This is a genomic window from Rhizobium anhuiense bv. trifolii, assembly GCF_024346605.1.
Classification (GTDB): Bacteria; Pseudomonadota; Alphaproteobacteria; order Rhizobiales; family Rhizobiaceae; genus Rhizobium; species Rhizobium anhuiense.
On the sequence record NZ_CP098802.1, the window covers coordinates 236,873 to 256,164 of the forward strand.

14 protein-coding genes and 9 pseudogenes are annotated in these 19,292 nt (G+C 57.2%); 11 read left to right on the top strand and 12 right to left on the bottom strand.

Features of this window, described 5'->3' with window-relative positions:
* Nucleotides 1-10: 10 nt before the first annotated feature.
* On the bottom strand, nt 11-742 hold the full coding sequence (locus tag NE851_RS08030) for an HAD-IA family hydrolase (protein WP_130784857.1): 732 nt from the start codon (nt 740-742) through the stop codon (nt 11-13).
* A gap of 42 nt (nt 743-784) precedes the next feature.
* Nucleotides 785-1,876: an ABC transporter ATP-binding protein gene (locus NE851_RS08035; RefSeq protein WP_254956463.1), complete on the bottom strand. Its 1,092-nt coding sequence runs from the start codon at nt 1,874-1,876 to the stop codon at nt 785-787.
* A gap of 223 nt (nt 1,877-2,099) precedes the next feature.
* Between NE851_RS08035 and NE851_RS08040 the strand changes: the two genes are divergently transcribed.
* The 4 genes and pseudogenes from NE851_RS08040 (at nt 2,100) to NE851_RS08055 (ending at nt 4,867) form a co-directional block, all read left to right on the top strand.
* The gene (locus NE851_RS08040) at nt 2,100-3,059 is read left to right on the top strand and encodes a LysR family transcriptional regulator (RefSeq protein ID WP_130713727.1); all 960 of its coding nucleotides are present in this window, start codon (nt 2,100-2,102) and stop codon (nt 3,057-3,059) included.
* Between the two features lie 243 nt (nt 3,060-3,302).
* Nucleotides 3,303-4,005, top strand: a pseudogene (locus NE851_RS08045) (IS6 family transposase).
* A gap of 224 nt (nt 4,006-4,229) precedes the next feature.
* Nucleotides 4,230-4,511, top strand: coding sequence for a toxin-antitoxin system TumE family protein (locus tag NE851_RS08050; protein ID WP_254956467.1), 282 nt, complete (start codon nt 4,230-4,232; stop codon nt 4,509-4,511).
* Nucleotides 4,508-4,867 carry an HVO_A0114 family putative DNA-binding protein gene (locus NE851_RS08055; RefSeq protein WP_128408993.1) on the top strand — a complete coding sequence of 120 codons (360 nt, stop codon included), beginning with the start codon at nt 4,508-4,510 and terminating at the stop codon, nt 4,865-4,867. Before NE851_RS08050 ends, NE851_RS08055 begins: the two co-directional genes overlap by 4 nt.
* A gap of 169 nt (nt 4,868-5,036) precedes the next feature.
* Here the strand turns inward: NE851_RS08055 and NE851_RS08060 are convergent.
* Nucleotides 5,037-5,269: pseudogene (locus NE851_RS08060) on the bottom strand (IS6 family transposase); the annotation flags it as partial.
* 203 nt (nt 5,270-5,472) lie between these two features.
* On the opposite strand from NE851_RS08060, the gene NE851_RS08065 reads away from it, so the two are divergent.
* Nucleotides 5,473-5,814: a hypothetical protein gene (locus tag NE851_RS08065; protein ID WP_105009777.1), complete on the top strand. Its 342-nt coding sequence runs from the start codon at nt 5,473-5,475 to the stop codon at nt 5,812-5,814.
* A gap of 408 nt (nt 5,815-6,222) precedes the next feature.
* Here NE851_RS08065 and NE851_RS08070 read toward each other — a convergent pair whose 3' ends face one another.
* The 3 genes and pseudogenes from NE851_RS08070 to NE851_RS08080 form a co-directional block, all read right to left on the bottom strand.
* The gene (locus NE851_RS08070; RefSeq protein WP_130827579.1) at nt 6,223-7,719 is read right to left on the bottom strand and encodes a replicative DNA helicase; all 1,497 of its coding nucleotides are present in this window, start codon (nt 7,717-7,719) and stop codon (nt 6,223-6,225) included.
* 309 nt (nt 7,720-8,028) lie between these two features.
* Nucleotides 8,029-8,241 carry a hypothetical protein gene (locus NE851_RS08075; RefSeq protein ID WP_063474880.1) on the bottom strand — a complete coding sequence of 71 codons (213 nt, stop codon included), beginning with the start codon at nt 8,239-8,241 and terminating at the stop codon, nt 8,029-8,031.
* Nucleotides 8,242-8,600: 359 nt separating this feature from the next.
* Nucleotides 8,601-9,306: pseudogene (locus NE851_RS08080) on the bottom strand (IS6 family transposase).
* A gap of 600 nt (nt 9,307-9,906) precedes the next feature.
* On the opposite strand from NE851_RS08080, the gene NE851_RS08085 reads away from it, so the two are divergent.
* Entirely contained in the window at nt 9,907-11,385 is a 1,479-nt protein-coding gene (locus tag NE851_RS08085; protein WP_254956493.1) for a S10 family peptidase, read from the top strand.
* 133 nt (nt 11,386-11,518) lie between these two features.
* Here NE851_RS08085 and NE851_RS08090 read toward each other — a convergent pair.
* The 4 genes and pseudogenes from NE851_RS08090 to NE851_RS08105 all read right to left on the bottom strand — a co-directional run.
* A pseudogene (locus NE851_RS08090) lies at nt 11,519-12,223 on the bottom strand (IS6 family transposase).
* Nucleotides 12,224-12,355: 132 nt separating this feature from the next.
* Nucleotides 12,356-12,451 (bottom strand): annotated as a pseudogene (locus NE851_RS08095) (LysR family transcriptional regulator); the annotation flags it as partial.
* A 504-nt stretch (nt 12,452-12,955) separates the two neighbouring features.
* Complete coding sequence (locus NE851_RS08100) at nt 12,956-13,174, bottom strand: hypothetical protein (protein WP_082849680.1); 219 nt, start codon at nt 13,172-13,174, stop codon at nt 12,956-12,958.
* A 751-nt stretch (nt 13,175-13,925) separates the two neighbouring features.
* Nucleotides 13,926-14,034, bottom strand: a pseudogene (locus NE851_RS08105) (DDE-type integrase/transposase/recombinase); the annotation flags it as partial.
* A 356-nt stretch (nt 14,035-14,390) separates the two neighbouring features.
* Here NE851_RS08105 and NE851_RS08110 point away from each other — a divergent pair.
* From NE851_RS08110 to NE851_RS08120, 3 genes and pseudogenes are all read left to right on the top strand, one after another.
* Nucleotides 14,391-15,218, top strand: a complete 828-nt coding sequence (locus NE851_RS08110; RefSeq protein ID WP_254956496.1) for a type IV toxin-antitoxin system AbiEi family antitoxin domain-containing protein — start codon at nt 14,391-14,393, stop codon at nt 15,216-15,218.
* Complete coding sequence (locus NE851_RS08115; RefSeq protein WP_254956498.1) at nt 15,215-16,075, top strand: nucleotidyl transferase AbiEii/AbiGii toxin family protein; 861 nt, start codon at nt 15,215-15,217, stop codon at nt 16,073-16,075. Before NE851_RS08110 ends, NE851_RS08115 begins: the two co-directional genes overlap by 4 nt.
* A 58-nt stretch (nt 16,076-16,133) precedes the next feature.
* A pseudogene (locus NE851_RS08120) lies at nt 16,134-16,334 on the top strand (SDR family oxidoreductase); the annotation flags it as partial.
* A 938-nt stretch (nt 16,335-17,272) separates the two neighbouring features.
* On the opposite strand, the gene NE851_RS08125 reads toward NE851_RS08120, so the two are convergent.
* A complete protein-coding gene (locus NE851_RS08125) occupies nt 17,273-17,491 on the bottom strand; it encodes a hypothetical protein (RefSeq protein ID WP_254956501.1) in 219 nt (72 codons plus the stop codon).
* A gap of 290 nt (nt 17,492-17,781) precedes the next feature.
* Between NE851_RS08125 and NE851_RS08130 the strand changes: the two are divergent.
* Nucleotides 17,782-17,895, top strand: a pseudogene (locus NE851_RS08130) (helix-turn-helix domain-containing protein); the annotation flags it as partial.
* 149 nt (nt 17,896-18,044) lie between these two features.
* Nucleotides 18,045-18,226: pseudogene (locus tag NE851_RS35320) on the top strand (DUF4158 domain-containing protein); the annotation flags it as partial.
* Between the two features lie 15 nt (nt 18,227-18,241).
* Here NE851_RS35320 and NE851_RS08135 read toward each other — a convergent pair.
* On the bottom strand, nt 18,242-19,261 hold the full coding sequence (locus NE851_RS08135; RefSeq protein ID WP_254956504.1) for a 1-aminocyclopropane-1-carboxylate deaminase: 1,020 nt from the start codon (nt 19,259-19,261) through the stop codon (nt 18,242-18,244).
* Nucleotides 19,262-19,292: the final 31 nt, after the last annotated feature.

Here is a 19,292-nt window from a genome sequence, read left to right on the forward strand (position 1 = left end):
GGTTCCGTGATCAGGCTGCGCTTGCGGTCTGGATGCCTACGGCCAATTCGGCATCGACCGCGTCAGCAAGCTCCTTTAGCGAAGAAAAATGGAAATCCGGCTTGGTCAGCACCTTGGGTTCTGGCGTGCCGCCAAAGCCCTGCTGGCCTTGGCGCCGTTCGATCCAGCAAGTCGTGTAGCCCAGTTCTTTTGCAACGCCGATATCGTGATGCTGGCTCTGGGCAACATGCAGGATTTCCGACTGTTTGTAGCCGGAGGCCGATTGGCGGCCCTTGTTGAAAGCGAAGAACTGCGGGTTGGGTTTAGCGCATCCGGCCTCATCGCAGGTAACGCTGTCATGGAAGGGATTGCCAAGCGTCGCCGAATAGGCCGAGAAGGCAGTACGGTCTGCATTGGTCATCGCAACCAGCCGGAAGTTCTTGCGCAGACGGGCCAGGGCCTCGACCGAGTCGGAAAACGCCGGCCAGCGCAAAACGGCGAGTTGGAAGGCCTCAGCCGTCGCATCGTCCCGCGTCAGGTCGAGTTCTGTTGCCAGCGACAGGTAAACATCCTTCATGGCGAAGGAGGAACGACCGTAGAACTTGTCGCGGCCGCGCTTGTAAGGTTCGAAGATAGCATCGTCAGAAGCGCTGGCGGCCTTTTCGCCGCCCAGTGCCCGAACGGCATTCAGCACGCCCGTTTCGAAATCGATCAAAGTACCGACGACATCGAAGGTCATGACCTTGAAGTGGGTGAGGTTCATAGTCTTCTTTCCTTGTTGACTGTAAGGTTGGAACGGCAAGTTTTAGGATGCTTCCGGCACCACGATCGTGTCTTCGGGATGCAACGCCACGGTTATGGCTTCGCCGGGCTTTTTAAGTTGCAATCGGCCGGCATGGTTGCTGGCAAGCCTGAGGCTGAGGTCGTCACCGGACGAGAGCTTCAGAAAAACCCGGATGCTTTCGCCCTGATAGAGTGTCTCAGTCACGGTTCCGGTCAGTCGATTGACGCCGGCCACTTCGCTGCCATCGGCGACGACGAGCTTTTCGGAGTGGACCGCAAGATGCAGACGGTTGTTCTGGGGGACGGCGTGCGACGTGCGCAGGACGATATCGCCGAGCCGCACGGTGTGGTCGCTGGCGCGCTCGACCGACAACAGTGTTGCTTCGCCGATGAAACGGGCAACAAAGGAATCGGCGGGGTGGTCGTGAAGTTGCTCCGGCGTATCGACTTGGACAAAGCGGCCTTTGTTCATTATGGCGACGCGGTCGCTCATCGTCAAAGCCTCTCGCTGGTCGTGGGTGACGTAGATGATGGTCGCGCCGAGCTTCCGGTGAAGCCGCTTGAGTTCGATCTGCATGGATTCACGCAGTTGTTTATCGAGCGCCGAAAGCGGCTCGTCCATCAGGATCAGTCCCGGCTCGAAGATCATGGCACGGGCAAGCGCAACACGCTGGCGCTGGCCGCCAGAAAGTTCGTGGATGCGCCGCTGCTCGTATCCGGCGAGCTCGACCATATCCAGGGCTTCGCGCAGCATTTGGGGCCAGCTCGATTTCGGTAGGCGGCGTGCCCGCAGCGGAAATGTGATATTCTCCGCGACGCTCATATGTGGGAACAGCGCGTAGTTCTGAAAGACAATTCCGATATCGCGTTTATGGGGAGGCTCAAATGTAATATCCCGTTCGCCGAGCCATACGGAGCCCGATGTCGGCTGCACGAAACCTCCGAGGATTCCCAAAAAGGTCGTTTTTCCCGAACCCGATGGTCCAAGAATCGAGACGAACTCGCCCGCCGCGACTTCCAGGCTGACATCGTTTAAAGCCAGGAAAGCACCATAGCTCTTGGTCGCCGACCGGATTGAAACGCCAACGCGTTCCGATTTATTTGAGACAAACATTTGATTCAACTGCACAATTTGAGCGCGCCGGTGTTTAGTCGGAGGTGGCTACATTCGTTGCTAAGCGGAAACCTGAACACACGTACCGTACTTGGCCGGCATCCTCACGTTTCCTGTTCCCCGATTTTCATTGAAGGTCTGTCGCCTTCTGTGACACATAGAAGACCAAAGAAAAGCCTAAGGAGCAATTGAAAAAAAGTTCAGATTAATGTTACATAGTGTAATGACAAATTTGCGCCGCATGCTGCCATCCATGAATGGCTTGTTTACCTTCGAGGCCGCAGGACGGTGTGGCAATTTCTCCAAGGCAGCCAGCGAACTCAATGTGACACCCGCTGCCGTGAGCCGGATGATCGCGCGCCTTGAGGAGAATCTCGACACAACGCTATTTGTTCGTCAGGCTGGGGGCGTCGAGTTGACGGAATCCGGAGGATTACTGTTCGATGCTATCGCCCGGGGCTTTTCCGGGATCGAAAATGCGCTGCGGGAGATTGAGGATCGCCGCATCGGTATCCAGACGGTCTCCCTGTCAGTTTCCACCGGTTTCACGACCCATTGGATGATGCCGCGGATGCCGGAGTTCAAAAAGCAATTTCCGACGGTCGATCTGCGCTTCCAATTGGTGATGGGTGCGCTGGCGGGGCCGGTCAACGACGTCGATCTCGGCATGCGCTTCGTGAATGGTTCGGACGAGCGGCACGAGGCTGCTTTTATCATGCCGGAAATCCTCATCCCGATCTGCAGCCCGTCCTATCGGGAAAGTCATGGACAGGATGGCGGCGAAGTCAAGCGAACCCCCGACACCACGATCAATCTCAGCGACGCCCAGCCGAACTGGTCCACCCTCTTTTCTCCGGCAAACGAGGGCGATGCGGTCAATTCGATGATCTTTTCCGACTATGCCATTGTGGTGCAGGCAGCGCTTCTGGGGCAGGGCGTGGCACTCGGCTGGCTGAACGTGGTTGCGCATTGGCTGCGAACCCAGACACTCGTGCCGGCGCGCGAGCATCTGATGACAACAGGCCGCCAATGCCATCTCGTCCGTCTTCGGGACAAGCCGGCGCGCGACATCGTCATACAGGTTCGTGACTGGATGATCGCAGAGCTCAATGACGACATTGTTGCCGTGGACAGGCTCTATCCGGATCTCGGCCTCATGCCGGAGAGTTGGTCTAAGATTTGACTGCGGGTGATGCTTAGAAGGAAAGCAGAGATGCGCTCACCTCCTGAAATCTGATTATTAAAGAACAGCGTCGTTATGCGCTACGGTAAAATCGACCGGCACACGGGTTGAAGGTTCGTTTCCTTTCAAGGCGTGCAATTCGTTGCTCTCGAAAGCCAGAGACCGACAAGCTCTCATCTATTCATGCTGCGCGGGTGATGTCCAGTTAATGATAGCTCAAGGTCTTGGTTGATAATCGCATTCATGATCCAAGCCCCTGTCAGTTACAAACGTTATCGTTTTCCGCCTGCTGTGATTGCCCATGCAATCTGGTTGTACGTGCGTTTTCCGTTGAGCCTGCGCCTGGTGGAAGATGCTGTTGGAACGCGGCATCGTCGTTTCTTATGAAACGATTCGATGCTGGGCGAGAAAGTTCGGCCCGGACTATGCCGGCCGTTTCCGGCGGAAATTGCCGCGCATCAGCGATGTGTGGCATCTCGACGAAGTGGTCGTGACGATTGGCGGGAGGAAGCACTGGCTATGGCGCGCCGTCGATCAGGATGGCTACGTTCTCGACGAGATCGTCCAGAGCCGGCGCAATACCAAGGCGGCCAAGCGTCTCCTGATCCGGTTGATGAAGAAGCAGGGATGTCTACCGAAGCGCATCGTTACGGACAAGCTTCGCTCCTATGGAGCGGCACGACGCCAAGTCATGCCGGTTGTCGAGCACCGATCTCATAAGGGCCTGAACAATCGCGCCGAGAACTCGCATCTGCCTTTGCGAAAAAGAGAGCGGGTCATGCAAGGATTTCGATCGCCAGGCGGATTGCAACGCTTCGTGTCCGTCTTCTCGGCGGTCAGAAATCTCTTCGTTCCGCCTCACTCAAAACGCTCAGCTATCGCCATCCATTTACATCGCCTCAGGGCCATATCGCATTGGAAGGCCGTTGCAGGCGTGGCCATCTGATCCAAGCGCATCTGTCCAAAACAATCTCCGCAGAATTAACCTGACATCACCCGAGCAACTTCTGACATGGCCCATGTACGCACATCTTCATCAGCCGTCGGTTAACTTTACGGTGCCCCTGGAGCCTGCGTCGGGGCGTCGAACCCCAGCGCCGCCTTGCTGTGCAAGACAGCCCATCGCTGTTGTTCTTGACAACAACGATGGGTGATGTTATTAAAAACAACATGGAAGCCGTGCTGATCGAAAAATCCAGAACCGCCGTCAGCGATACGGCGTTTTTCGAAACGGTTCTGTGGCATGTGCCGATACCCGGGCCCGGCAGCAACCACCATTTCAAATATCGTCTGGCGCTGATCGTCAACGGCGAGTGCGTCATGCGCTATGACAATGAGCGCGGCAAAGGCGATCATCGCCATCTCGGTGATATCGAGGAACCGATAGAATTCACAACGCTGGAAGCATTGTTCGATGCGTTTCAGGCGGACATGGAAAGGATACTCGCATGAGGACGCTCGTCATCAGACTAAGCTCGATTGCCGATGCCAAGGCGCGCTTCGTGAATGCGGGGCAGAAGGCATTGGAAGGCGTCATCGTTCCCGCCACGCCGTCGGTGAATTTTCCAAGCTACGACGAAATGCACAGGGTTCTTGCGCCGCCGCGGCTTGCGATCGTGAAGGCGATGGCAGGGCAGGGGCCGCTGGCGATACGGGAAGTCGCCCGACGTGTCGGCCGGGACGTGCAGGCCGTCCATAAGGACGTGACGACGCTTGTCAACGCCGGTGTCCTGGACCGGACCGACGCCGGCGTCGAATTCCCCTATGACCAGCTTCATTTCGAGTTCGATGTGAAGGCGGCCGCCTGATCCGGTCGCCAATCAGGCCACCGGTTTCTGGCCGCACTGGGGTTTCGGTTTGTATGCGTGCGACCGCCTCTTTCTCAGCAGTTTGAGGTACCCCTGACGGTCGGTTTCGAGGGACCTACCCTCATCTTCCGTGCAGCTCGGCTCCCACATTGCTGTGGATGCCTCGCGGCACACCCTCGTCCAGATGCCAGATATCTTTCCGCGACGGCTTCTTTCTAGGCAGCTGCATGACGTAGGCTGCCCCGAATTTGCGGCCCCATCGCCGTATCGTTTCGTAAGAGCCGACGATACCGCGCTCCAGCAACATTTCCTCGACCAGCCGCAGGCTCAACGGGAACCGGAAATACAGCCAGACCGCACGGCGATAATCTGCGGTGGAAAGCGGTGGTTCTTGTAGCTGATGGTCGATGAGTCATCTCAACCGAATTATCCGCTACCCGTTAAGTTGCCGACAACGTGACATCGCCCGTTTAGGCATAGACCGGTAATTCACCGAATTCTCGAAAGAAGACGGCATCCGAGGCTCTGTCTTCATCGATAAGATATCCAAATACGGTTGATTGTCATAGGAAAGCGTGGATAGTCACCGGGATGGAAAGCCGAAAATGAATCTCAACGATGACGACGAACACCTGATAGAAACGCTTTTCCGCAACGGCACGATTACCGTCGTGGGGGTGGTGCTTTCATTTTCCCTAGGCTTCCTTACGCAGTGGGCCAGCAATCCAATACCGTGGAGACTTGCCGACCTGCCGACGTTGGTGGTCATAACTATAGGCATCGTCTTTCAGCTGCGCTCCCTCGCTTTACTTTTGCAAACGTCATCACTGAAAAAAGTCGTCTACGACAAGGCAAGCCGGCTATTTCTGAATGGCGTGATCATCACTGGGTCTGGCGTTTTTCTGGCGATCCTCATTGACACGTTCCAGTTGGTGATGGAGCGTTAACCGACACTTGGATTGAGGGGTTCCGCCGGTAAATACCGCTGAAAATGTTAAGGCGACACTACCCGGCTAGAGCAGGTCCTGCGATTGATGAATCGATTGTGAGGTGACGTGGCGCGGCGAAGCTGATTCAACATCCACAGCGAAGAGGTGGATGAGGGCACGAGCACTGAGCGATGATCCGATGATCTTCGGTTACGCGTATTGAAAGCGTCTGCGGCGGGCAGACAAGCGCCTTGTTCCGACCTTGATCAAACAACGGGACATCGCCGGTCAGTCTAATGCATGTTGCCCAAAACTGTGCAGCGGTTTTGGGAGGACGACTTGCATAAAGCAAAGACCTCTAACAGCGTCGCATACGACGCAATTAGACATCAATGCTGGCGGGGGTAAAGTCCGGCCGCCGCGCGATCAGTGCTCTTCATATTGGGTGAAGGAGGGATCGGCGAGATCGGCAAAGCGTGTGAATTCCGCCTGGAAGGCGAGCTTCACCGTGCCTGTCGGCCCGTGGCGCTGCTTGGCGATGATGACGTCGGCCGTGCCCTTCACCTTGTCGAACAGCGCTTCCCATTCCGGATATTTCGGATCATGGATGTCGCGCGGCTCGGAATTCTTGACGTAATATTCCTCGCGGAACACGAAGAGCACGACGTCGGCATCCTGCTCGATCGAGCCGGATTCGCGAAGGTCGGACAGCTGCGGCCGCTTGTCGTCGCGGCTTTCGACCTGACGTGAGAGCTGCGACAGCGCGATGATCGGAACGTTGAGCTCCTTGCCGAGCGCCTTGAGGCCGGTGGTGATCTGGGTGATTTCCTGCACGCGATTGTCGCTGGATTTGCCCGAGCCGGTCATCAGCTGAATATAGTCGACCACCAGCACGTCGAGGCCGCGCTGGCGCTTGAGGCGGCGCGCGCGGGCCGAAAGCTGGGCGATCGAGATGCCGCCGGTCTGGTCGATATAGAGCGGCACCTTCTGCATCATCCTCGAGCAGGCGACGAGCTTTTCGAAATCGGCATCGTTGATGTCGCCGCGGCGGATCTTCGAGGAGGAGACTTCGGTCTGCTCGGAGATGATACGGGTGGCGAGCTGCTCGGACGACATTTCGAGCGAATAGAAGCCGACGACTCCGCCGTTCTTTGCCTTCATGCTGCCGTCCGACTGGACTTCGCTTTCGTAGGAGGCGGCGATATTGTAGGCGATGTTGGTGGCAAGCGAAGTCTTGCCCATGCCGGGGCGTCCGGCAAGGACGATCAAGTCCGACCGCTGCAAGCCGCCCATCTTGGAATCCAGCGAATGGATGCCGGTGGAAATGCCGGAAAGTCCGCCGTCACGTTCCTTGGCGACGGCCGCCATGTCGATCGCCAGCGCGACCGCATCGTTGAAGGCCTGAAAACCGCCGTCGTAGCGGCCGTTTTCCGCCAGTTCGAAGAGGCGGCGTTCGGTATCCTCGATCTGCGACTGCGGCGGCATGTCGAGCGGCGCGTCATAGGCGATGTTGACGACGTCCTCGCCGATGGTGATCAGCGCCCGGCGCAGCGCCAGGTCGTAGATCGCCCGACCGTAATCCTCGGCATTGATGACGGTGACGGCATTGCTGACCAGGCTCGCCAGATATTGCGAAACCGTCATGTCGCCGACTTTCTCGTCGGCTTTCAGGAAGGTCTTGATCGTCACCGGATTGGCGATCTTGCCCATGCGGATGATATCGCCGGCAACCTCGAAGATCTTCCGATGCAGCGGTTCATAGAGATGGATCGGCTTCAGGAAGTCGGACACCCGGTAATAGGCGTCGTTATTCATCAGGATCGCACCCAGAAGCGCTTGCTCGGCTTCGATATTGTTGGGTGCTTCGCGATAATGCTGCTCCGACGGGGCAACAGCTGCAATCTTTCGAGCGGCGTCGTTCATCATCATCCGTTCTGTCGGCGTTGTCACGTTGTTTATTGGCCGCGTGGGAAGCCGTGAGTGCACGGCCTGCCTGAAAAGCGCAGGCTCGGCCTCACGTGGCCACATTCAAACAACGTGACAACGCCCTTCGTAGTGCTCATGCCATTCGTACTTTGATCCATGCTACGCAACTGCGGGCGTCGAAATTGTCGTTCGTTGGATCGAGGCGCAAGCCACATAGCTTGACGTCCGGCGTGAGCTGAAGTGAGAAGCGCGCGAGCACCCTCGCCTCGCCAGCAAAGCCGCTGGCAGGTTGAAGGTCTATTATTTTCATGGGTATCCCCAATCTATCGTGTCTTCCGCTTCGCTTGCAGCGAAAGCGGCCATGTCTTTTCGTTTTTGACGATCTTCGATTCTGATCATCCCTTCAATGACGAGCAGGCCGGCGGCGCCATCTAGAGTGAAACCCACTGCGCACAATTGGCTGATTGCGTCTTCGATGATCTCGCGGGTCTTGGCTGATTTGTACTGGCCGACGCTCATGCTGCTGTCTCCTCTGTTTGGCCATCCCCTTGACTAGTAGCGACGAGCGACGCGCCGCGACCGTGCCGCCGAGCAGGATCGCAGCCTGTTTAATTTCGGCGATATGCATGGGCTGCTCGCTCCTTCGAGTCGGTTTCCACGAGACAAGGAGATCGGACCCCTGACCATGCGCGGATTCTCAAAATGTGGCACAAGTACTTCCTGACGGTTTTATATCAATATAAGGCTTGTAAACCGTCGGTGGCATATATGAGCCCAAATAAGGCTAGTCAACAGCCAATGAGCTACCGCGCCAACAAACTTACCGGTGTTGTCACGTTAAGTTTCTCTGGCTGGAAAGGTCAGCGGCTCGTGGATATTCAGGCGACACAGGCCGCAATTTTCCATGCATCGAAAGCTTCGAGCCGATGGTAGCGAATTGTTTGCGCGGCGCGGCGACGGGACGGAACTGAAAAGCAATTGCGGGTCGCTGAGTGCATTGGAGACGAACCGTTGCAACGTGCCTGGTGATCTGTGGCCTTGCATGGTTGGTTCCCGTTTTCGAAACGGCAGATGGCTGTTCTCGGCCCGATTATTGAGGCCCTTGTGCGATCAATAGTCAAGGCCGGGTGCCACTTCCGCCTTTGCTGCACCGTAGGAGCGGAGCTTATCGGTGATGATCCGTTTGGGAGCAAAGCCATAGCGCTTCATTAACGCCACCAGCACGCGCTTCGCTGCATCCCTTTTATCACGCCGCTTCTGCAATATCTCTTCGAGAACGGTTCTATGTTGATCGACCGCACGCCAGAGCCAGGATTTCTCTCCAGCGCATTTCACGACGACTTCGTCCAGATACCAAATATCGCCGAGGCGCGCCTGCCGCCGCCGCAAGTTGCGTGCGATCTGGGGTCCGAACTTGGCGATCCAGCGGCGGACTGTCTCGTATGACACGTCGATTCCACGCTCGAGCAGCATTTCCTCAACTTCACGCTGACTAAGGTTGAACCGCAGATAAGGCCAGACGGCGTGAGTAATGATCTGCGGGGGAAAACGGTGACGCTTAAAACTGATATCTGATGTCTGCATTGCCGAAAATTATGCGCAACCCGTCAGGCAGGCAACCGCAACCCAGTTAACGTCACAATACCGGCGTGGGCAATAACTTCAGCGGGAAAGCGATGTCGGCGATAGAGTGGATCACGGTCTGTCATCAACCTTCATCGCACATCAAGTTCCACATTCCGTTAAGTTGACGATGCCCCCAAACGCCAGTTCTGGACGACCACCACATTCTATCTTCGACCAAGGACGTCAGCCCGACAGTCTAGGAACCTCGCTGCGCGCCACTAAGAAAACTCAATGAGGCTGACGAAAGGCCTGCTCCGATGGAGCGGTGAGTTTTTTGGCGCGGCAAAGTGCACTTCGACTTGACGAAAATAAGCGATATTTGGTAGAAAGATGGATTACCAACGACATTCGCTATAGAAACCATCACGATGCTTTTGTACCACAATATAGAAATACGCGCCTTACAACGGAAGAGGCGTCGACTCGAGGCGGTGTTCGGGCCGCCGCGCTATGGGGAGCTCGCGGCCGCCGTAGAACGTTTGGGGAGAAACCCGATGCGAATGCCTTTCTTAGAGACCCAGACCTTCGACTCATTTGCACTCTCAAAGGAACACCATCATGACTGACTCCGATCGCTTTGTGGCACCTGCCCTGTACCATGCAAAGGAAAGCGATCCACCGAGGGCGAATGTCCAGAGCGGCGCACGCGACGGCGTGCTGAAGCTTCTGCCGGCCGATTCCGTCACCGAGCACGCCTCGACGATCGGTGGCCGGAAGATTGCCTATACCGCCACTGCCGGCACGCTGGATCTCTTCGGCCAGGATGGGGCGCAGACCGGCGCGATCTTCTACACCGCCTATGTCGCGCGGGATGACGGTCCCAACCGGCCTCTGACCTTTGCTTTCAACGGCGGACCGGGTGCCGCTTCCGCTTATCTCCATCTCGGGCTGGTCGGGCCGAAGGTGCTCGATTTCGGGCCGGATGGACGTGACGGCGCCAATGCGAAACTCGTCGACAACCCGCAAAGCTGGATCGATTTCACCGACCTCGTGCTGATCGATCCGATCGGCACCGGCTGGAGCCGCACGACAAAGGCGGACGACGCCTCCAATTATTACAACGTCAGTACCGACGCCCAGAGCATCGCGAAGGCGGTCGCGCTCTATGTCGCGCACAACAACCGCTCCACCTCGCCGAAATATCTTCTCGGCGAAAGTTATGGCGGCTTCCGCGCCGCCAAGGTCGCTTCAGCGCTGCAGCAAAGCCAGGGCATCATCGTCGCCGGCGTAGTGATGCTTTCACCCTTGATCGAGGCCCAGCTTCCCGATCAGTTCGCGCTCGGTGCAGCTCTGCGGCTGCCGTCGCTGGCAGCAGCAGAGCTCGACCGGCACAAAGCCTTTGACGAAGAGAAGCAGAAGGAGGCAGAGACCTTCGCGCTCGGCGACTATCTGACGACGCTGGCCGGGCCGCCGCCTACGGGCGCCGAGGCCGCCGCCTTCTATGGCAGGATCGCTCGCCTGACGGGCATCCCGGAGGATATCGTCACCCGCAAACGCGGCTTCCTCGGCAGTTCCTTCGTCAAACATTCAGATGAGGACAGCGGCAAAGTGGTGAGTTCTTACGACGCCTCCTTTGCGGCTCCCGATCCCTATCCGGAATCGGATAGGGACGGCGACGATCCCTGGAACGGCTTCACATGCGCCTATGGCGGCGCCTTTACCGATTACGCCCGCAACGAGCTCGGCTTCAAGACCGAGATGACCTATTCGCTGCTCGACACCGATATCAACCAGCGCTGGGAATGGCGCGGCGGATCGCCCTTCCAGGCAAGTGCTACCGACGACATCCGGCGGTTGCTCGCCGCGAACCCGGCCTTCCGCCTGCTGATTGCGCATGGCTACTGCGATCTGGTGACGCCTTATAGTGTCAGCCGCTACGTCGTCGACCACCTGCCGCCCTCGCTTGCCGGCGGCCGCGTCGGGCTAAAACTTTATCGCGGCGGGCATATGTTCTATACGAAAGCCGATCAGCGGGCTGCCTTCACGGCGGATGCGAAGGCCTTCTACGCCACACGCCCGGCGGCATCGTCAACTTAACGGAATGTGGAATTCGATGTGCGATGAAGGTTCATGACAGACCATGATCCACTCTATCGCCGACATCGCTTTCCCGCTGAGGTGTTGTCACGTTAAGTTTCTCTGGCTGGAAAGGTCAGCGGCTCGTGGATATTCAGGCGACACAGGCCGCAATTTTCCATGCATCGAAAGCTTCGAGCCGATGGTAGCGAATTGTTTGCGCGGTGCCGCGACGGGACGGAACCGAAAAGCAATTGCGGGTCGCTGAGTGCATGGAGACGAACCGTTGCAACGTGCCTAGTGATCGGTGGCCTTGCATGGTTCGTTCCCGTTTTCGAAACGGCAGATGGCTGTTCTCGGCCCGATTATTGAGGCCATTGTGCGATCAATAGTCAAGGCCGGGTGCCACTTCCGCCTTTGCTGCACCGTAGGAGCGGAGCTTATCGGTGATGATCCGTTTGGGAGCAAAGCCATAGCGCTTCATTAACGCCACCAGCACGCGCTTCGCTGCATCCCTTTTATCACGCCGCTTCTGCAATATCTCTTCGAGAACGGTTCTATGTTGATCGACCGCACGCCAGAGCCAGGATTTCTCTCCAGCGCATTTCACGACGACTTCGTCCAGATACCAAATATCGCCGAGGCGCGCCTGCCGCCGCCGCAAGTTGCGTGCGATCTGGGGTCCGAACTTGGCGATCCAGCGGCGGACTGTCTCGTATGACACGTCGATTCCACGCTCGAGCAGCATTTCCTCAACTTCACGCTGACTAAGGTTGAACCGCAGATAAAGCCAGACGGCGTGAGTAATGATCTGCGGGGGAAAACGGTGACGCTTAAAACTGATATCTGATGTCTGCACTGCCGAAAATTATGCCCAACCCGTCAGGCAGGCAACCGCAGCCCCGGTTAACGTGACAATACCCTCTGAAGATATCTAGCGCTCTGCAGTTTCAAAGCGCGCCGGACTGCTCAGAGTTCATTACTGTCGCCATCAAACCCGCAGCGCCTCCACAACGAACTTGAACGCAGGTGAGTTTTGGCGGCGGCTCGGATAATAGAGATAGTAGCCCGGAAAAAGCGGGGTCCAGGCGTCCGGACCTGCACCAATATCCGGTCGCAAGCTGCTGTTTAACGAGATCTTCAGGGACGTCGGTGAGCCTTTCGCCGCAAGTGTCGTCGCCGGCTCCCGCCATCCCCGTCGCAAACCGAAGTGGGAGCGAGAGCGGAGACAGTTCCGGTTACCTCGTTGTCGTATTCCTCATTATGGTGGCCCTCCTTTTCTTCTGGAGAAAATCAAGGAAAAGCAGCGTTTAGCCGGTTCGATCCAAGGTTGGAGTCAGATCGGGTCGGCCAGTTGATGGCGGCCGCGCCGCGCGTTGAAAAATCGAAGACGGATAGCTGCGAGAATTCGTAGTTTTGGAGGTCTTCCCCTTGGTCCCTCGACGTAATTTTCGCTCTGGAGGGAGAGCGCCGCCATGCTGTCCGCTTGGGCATGCGCTTGGTGCGTGGACTGGCCGCAGTCGATGCGGCACGCATCGTGGCCGCCCGTGCCGATCACCCCTTCGATCGGCTGCGGTCCCGGATCGGAAGGTTACTTGGCGCCCCTGGAAAGCGCACGCCGCTTGAGTTCGGAAGCTTGTTCTCGCAGGAACCCAAGATACCGTTCCCGGACCTCTTGCATTTCAATTTCGCCGGCAATCCATTGTTCGATCCATAAGAGGAAACGCGGATCCTCCTCCGTCGGCAATCCCGCGCGGCGGAGACGATCAAAGGCTTTTTGCGCGGCAAGGCGTCGTTGTTCGCTCTTCATAACCTTTGCTAATATCCGATTCGGCAAAAGAAAACGTTGCCGACATCTCCGGCGAACCGTAAGCGAAAATCCGCCTAGGCCGAACACATTCTGATATGCATCCGTTGCACCCAGTGAAGACCTCGTCTGTTGGTCGAAAAGAGCTGGGATCATTGCGAAGTCAATTCGATCGCCGCCAAAATGAAAACCAGGTATTCCACTTTGGGCAGATCACCAAAACGGCCGCCGGTGTCGTCCGTTCAGTATCGGAGCTTGATCGAACCCGGGCCTGCTACCATAACTAATATCTCCGATTCAGAACACGATCATGCTTTTTGGATCACGCTTTCGCTGCGGGCATGTCGCAGACGTCCAGAGCTACCGCAGGTCGCATCGCCGCGTGTCTTCTAAGCAAAAACGCGTCGCGCGTCCGTGAAGACGTCTCATAATATGGCCTCTGGATTTGGCGCTTATGCGCCGCCAAAACAGCGAAGCATGGAATTGAGCCTATCGTTCTCCTCACGGAACTTCACGAGCATGAGCCGTTTCGGATGGCGATTTTCACCTTCAAGATCAGCCAGCTCTTTCTCCGAGCCGTCCTGATGATGCGGCAGCGTAAACTTAACGCTGTGAAAACAAGATCTGAGAGTGAGGCTTTGGTTCGTTCGGGCGCGAAGGCGCGCGATTTGGCGCCATGTTGCTCGCAATTCTCGATGGTGGGTGGATGGAATATCGTGGCGGGGAACGTTAAAGAGGTTGGCGATCGGTTCGTGTACGGAAACGAAACGCTGAACGTGTCGCGTTGACTTGAAGCGCTTCATGATCCTCTCCCGCCGTCGGACGGGTTGATGAGAGTTCTCCGCCCGATTGTTCAGGCCCGGGGTTGTCACGTTGTTTGAATGTGGCCATGTGAGGCCGAGCCTGCGCTTTTCAGGCAGGCCGTGCACTCACGGCTTCCCACACGACCATTGCCTGGCCTTTTTGAGGGAACGAGCGTCTGACGGCTTAGGAAATAGCCCGCGTCCGGGAATTGAAATTCGGCATGCAAAGCGTCGACATTCGCTTTGGCGAGAAGTCCCCTCCGGCGCGCAAAGCGAAGGTCGCGCAACGGCTGGATTTGCAAGCTATGGAGAGAAATCATGTTGGAAAATCCGCATATAGTGCGGATATCTGAACATGAATTACCACGGAAAACAAAGCGTGTTGCTATGTCTGCATATAGAGCGGATAATTGGACATGATTCACGATAAACGGGCCGCGCTTTCCGCCTATACATCAAACTTGCTCTCCCAGGGGCGGGTGGTTTTTGATGGCCGAGAGGCGATCGAAGCGCTGGGCATCAATCGTGGCGCGTTCCTGGACTCAGCCGAGCGTTTGCAGCGTCGAAAACTGCTCCTCAACCCGCGCCACGACTTCTATATCGTGGTCCCTCCACAATTCATGTCATTGGGCGCTCCGCCACCAACCTGGTACATTGAAGCGCTGATGCGCCATGAGGGGGATTCCTATTATGTCGGCCTGCTTAAGGCTGCCGAACTGCACGGTGCCACGCATCAGGCCGTAATGGAGTTTCAAGTCGTGGCGGCCAAACGGCTCCCCAAGATCAAGGCCGGTCGCAACCGCGTCGTCTTCTACTACCGAAAGGATATGGAGACCGTCGCCGCGGGCGTTGTCGACAAGAAAACCGAGACAGGTTCGATGAGAGTGTCGTCACCAGCTCTCACAGCGCTCGACATTCTGCGGTATTCTCGTGGCGCCGGCGGTCTTGATAACATCTTCACTGTCCTCAGGGATATCGCGCCGCAGATTGATTTCGAGAGCCTGACCAACCTGTCGCGCGTCACCGAACGGCCGGTCGTGCAGCGCCTCGGCTACCTTCTCGACAGGCTGGGTCACGGCCCACGCCTGGCGTCGATGCGTACCGCCTTGGAGGACCGCGGCAACCTGCCCTGGACGGAGCTGGACCGCAAAGAAGCCGGCGATCCCGACTTTTCTACTGAAGTGCTCGAGCGCGACCCGCGTTGGCGGGTCATCGTCCGCCGCTATCCAGAGGCCGATGAATGATACCAGCTCAGAATATTGTCGCGTGGGGCAATGTCGCGCCTTGGGCCGATCAACGTCAGATCGAACAGGATCTGATTATCAGCCGGGCGGTGGTCGCGATATTCACCGACCCCTTCTTGCGCGAAGCCTTGAGGTTTCGGGGCGGCACAGCCCTCAACAAACTGCACTTCCCGGCTCCGCTGCGCTACTCGGAAGACATTGATCTCGTGCGCACAGAGGCCGGGCCGATCGGCCCGGTCCTGGACGCCTTGCGTGTCGTCCTCGAGCCGTGGCTTGGACACGGTCAGTACGAGTCAAGTCCGGTCGCACCCAAGTTGAAATTCCGGATTGAGGCCGAGGACGGCGGCGGCGTGCCCATCCGCCTCAAGGTCGAAACCAACATCAGCGAGATCGAAGCGTATGATCCGCCGATCGACTTGCCGTTCGGCGTGGCCAATCCATGGTTCACCGGGAATGCGTCCGTCCCGACATTCTCCCGTGAGGAAATGTTGGCCACCAAGTTGCGCGCGCTGCTGCAGCGGGAGAAGGGTCGCGATCTCTATGACCTGGCGCATGGCCTGGAGACGTTTGAAGGCCTGAATGTGGAGAAAGTGGCTGATTTTTTTGGCCGCTACGTCGCACTTACGGGCCAGATCATCACGCGGGCACAGGCTGAGCAACGGATGTTCGCGAAGCTTGCCCGGCCGCGCTTTCTGACCGACATGCAGCCATTGCTTCCGACACAGCAGGCCGAAGCGCTGACCGACCAAACGACCCTCCAGGCATTTACCAGCGTTTTTGCAGCATTCATCGAACGCTTGCCCGGTGACACGTGGTTACGCACCGCTGAAATTCGCAGGCGCTTCGGCGTGGTGTAGAGATATGAATTGGAACGATGACGTCGAGGGTGGCCTGGGATGAGCGACGGAACGAGAGAAGAGGAGCGCGATCGCTCCAGGCGAAATCGAAACCTCAATCCTGTCGCCGGGCACCAACGCATTGGTCGAGCAAGAAGTCCCGGTGGGTCGGCTCGGAACGCCCCGCGAAGTGGCAGAGACAATATACTTTCTATGCAGTGACGCCTCCTCGTACATCAATGGCGCCGAAATCCACATCAACGGCGGACAGCATGTCTGATCTGCCGAGGGAAGGGGCGGCGGTGGAATGCGATCGGCGGGCACCGTAAACTTAACGCTGTGCGCAGATGGCCGTATTGGCGCGGAGCCGCCAAGCGAGCAGGAATTGGGTGGAGCCGGATCATGTCGATAACGTACGCCCTTGGCCGTCATTTGCGGGCCGCTGACATGTTCAGCCTCGCCAGCCTGTCTTGTCTGGCGCCCTCATTCGCGTATGAGAGCTTGACCGATTCAGAATCCATCCAACCCATCAAATGGTGGAATAAAAACACCCAGATTACAAGTGTAACCCGGTATCGCTTCAACAGGTCGCTCGCGGATGCTAGCTGCTGGAGCAGTGGAAATTGGATAGGACTATGATCAGTGGATGACCTGGACGGACTTAATCAGCTCCCGAGTGAACTAAATCAGCTGCCGCCCGAACTAGCTCACCTCCCGAAGGACGTTGTTTCGCAGATTGCGAAAGGTATGTGCCCCTATGACATCCCGCATGAAGCGGCAATCAACCTTGCCAGTCTTAAAGAGATGAGTCGAGAAATGCACGACAAATTGTTCGAGCGTAGCGAAATTGGGAATTTTGACGCGCGACTCAGCCGGCTCGTCGCCTTACAGAGGGGTTTATGTGAGAAAGTACTACCGGATGCCAGACAATACCCCAGGAGCCAACCGCACGTTGGCGACGATGCAAATACCCGCGATCCAGCCAGTATTTAAATTTTACTCTCCCGGTGCGCAGAGTGACATCATCGAGCATATGATGACGAACCATGACATATCGAACCGAACTATCGCGGCCGTCGCTGACGATGCATTGACAAACGCCGCTTCATACAAGTCTCTACGCCAATCCTCCATCTTCTAACTTTATACGAGACGCGTTGGTGGGAGCCCAGGCAAGTGATATCGCGGCACGGCAATAAATGCCCGATGTCACCGCATTTATTCTTCCACCAACCGCAACACTGGCGGCGCACCATATGCGCGGAACGTCTTGAGGTCGACCTGAACCATCGGGCCACGCGGCGTGTGCATGGTGAGGGTGCTGATATCGACGTCAATACCGGATTTGTGTACGTCGCGGATGGCGTCATTCATTTGTTGAAGGGCTGCGCCTAGTCTTTCCTCAGCATGCTTCTGTCTTGTGAGGTGAGATGTCATGGTTGTCCTGATCGTTTGCTGTTCGCTTTCCGCTTATGCGGGTAGCTTTGTGCGCCTCGTTATATAGATAGCGTTTCAGGCGCTACCATCTTACGGGCTCCACTTTGTTGCGGGTAAAACCACGACTTTTTAGCGAGGCAGTGCGTTAGCCAAGACGGAATACCTCGGCGTTGTCCCGACGCTCTGGCAACAGTTATATGCCGGCAGATTCCTTTTTTCAAATGCAACTTAGACAATATCGGCCATGATTTCAGGAGGATGGAAAGGCTCGCTCTGTTGTGCAGTTGAGTATGGACGAACGTCGCGTTGTTGGGCGGATGCATGAGAAGAAGATCAGTCAGGCGGAGATCGCGCGCCCCCTTGGGCGAGACCCTTCGACGATCTGCCGCGAGCTACGACTGAATCTCCGTTATCCTTGATTGGTACTGCGACAGACACGTTCGGAGTTGGAAAGAGACGCATCGGGTTTCCTACGACGCCATGCTGGCCAGCGGTTACAAAAGCCGAAGGCGAATTGCTGCTCTATGCGTTTGGTCCGCGCTGGGGTTATCTCATCCCTGGGGAAACGTGCGGCGGATCCACGGAGTTTTTCGTTATAACAGTCGACGAGGACAGCCTAATCCGACACCATTCGTTTTCACTGTCGGATCGACTGGGGATCGAACTGCGGAGGCGTGATCATAATCGGCTCGGCTTGCCATTCAGCTGTGTTTAATGCGATACCCGGGCCGCTTAACCTGACGGTGCCAATCAGCCGTCCCTGTAGTAATAGCTATAGCCGTTGAGCGCCGGGGCGCCGCCGAGATGGGCGTAGAGCACCTTCGAGCCCTCGGGGAAGAAGCCCTTGCGGGCGAGATCGATCATCCCGTGCATCGACTTTCCCTCATAGACTGGGTCGGTAATCATCGCCTCGGTGCGCGCCGCGAGCCGGATCGCCTCGTTGGTCTCCTCCGAGGGCACTCCATAGGCGGGATAGGCGTAGTCAGGGTTGATGACGATCTCGTCTTCACGCACCGGCCGACCAAGGTTCACGAGTTTCGAGGTCGCATCGACGATCTTCCGCACCTGATCCCGCGTCTGCTGGAGGGTGCCCGAGGCATCGATGCCAATGACCCGGTCGGCCCTGTCTAGTGCGGCAAAGCCGACGATCATTCCGCCCTGGGTTGAACCGGTGACAACGCAGACGATGATATAGTCGAAGATGAAGCCGAGGTCCTTCTCCTGTGCCGCGACTTCCTCGGCGAAGCCGACATAGCCGAGGCCTCCGAACTTGTGTACCGAAGCGCCAGCCGGGATCGCATAGGGCTTGCCGCCCGCATCCTCTACCGACTGAATCGCATCCTCCCAACTCTTGCGGATGCCGATGTCGAACCCATCCTCGACGAGCCGGCTGTCGGCGCCCATCAGTTTCGTCATCAGGATATTGCCGACACGGTCATAGACCGCATCGTAGTGCGGTACCCATTTCTCCTGGATGACGACACATTTCATGCCGATCTTCGCCGCGGTCGCAGCCACCATGCGGGTATGATTCGACTGGACCCCACCGATCGACACCAGCGTATCCGCGCCGGAGGCGATCGCGTCGGGCACGATATATTCGAGTTTCCTGAGCTTATTGCCGCCCATGGCGAGGCCGGAATTGCAGTCGTCGCGCTTGGCATAGATCTCGACCTTGCCACCCAGCGCCGCAGTCAGCCGCGGCAGGTGCTCGATCGGCGTCGGACCGAAGGTGAGCGGGTAGCGTTCGAACTTTTCCAACAGTGACATCGATAAGGGCCTCCGTGCCGAATTTGTGGCC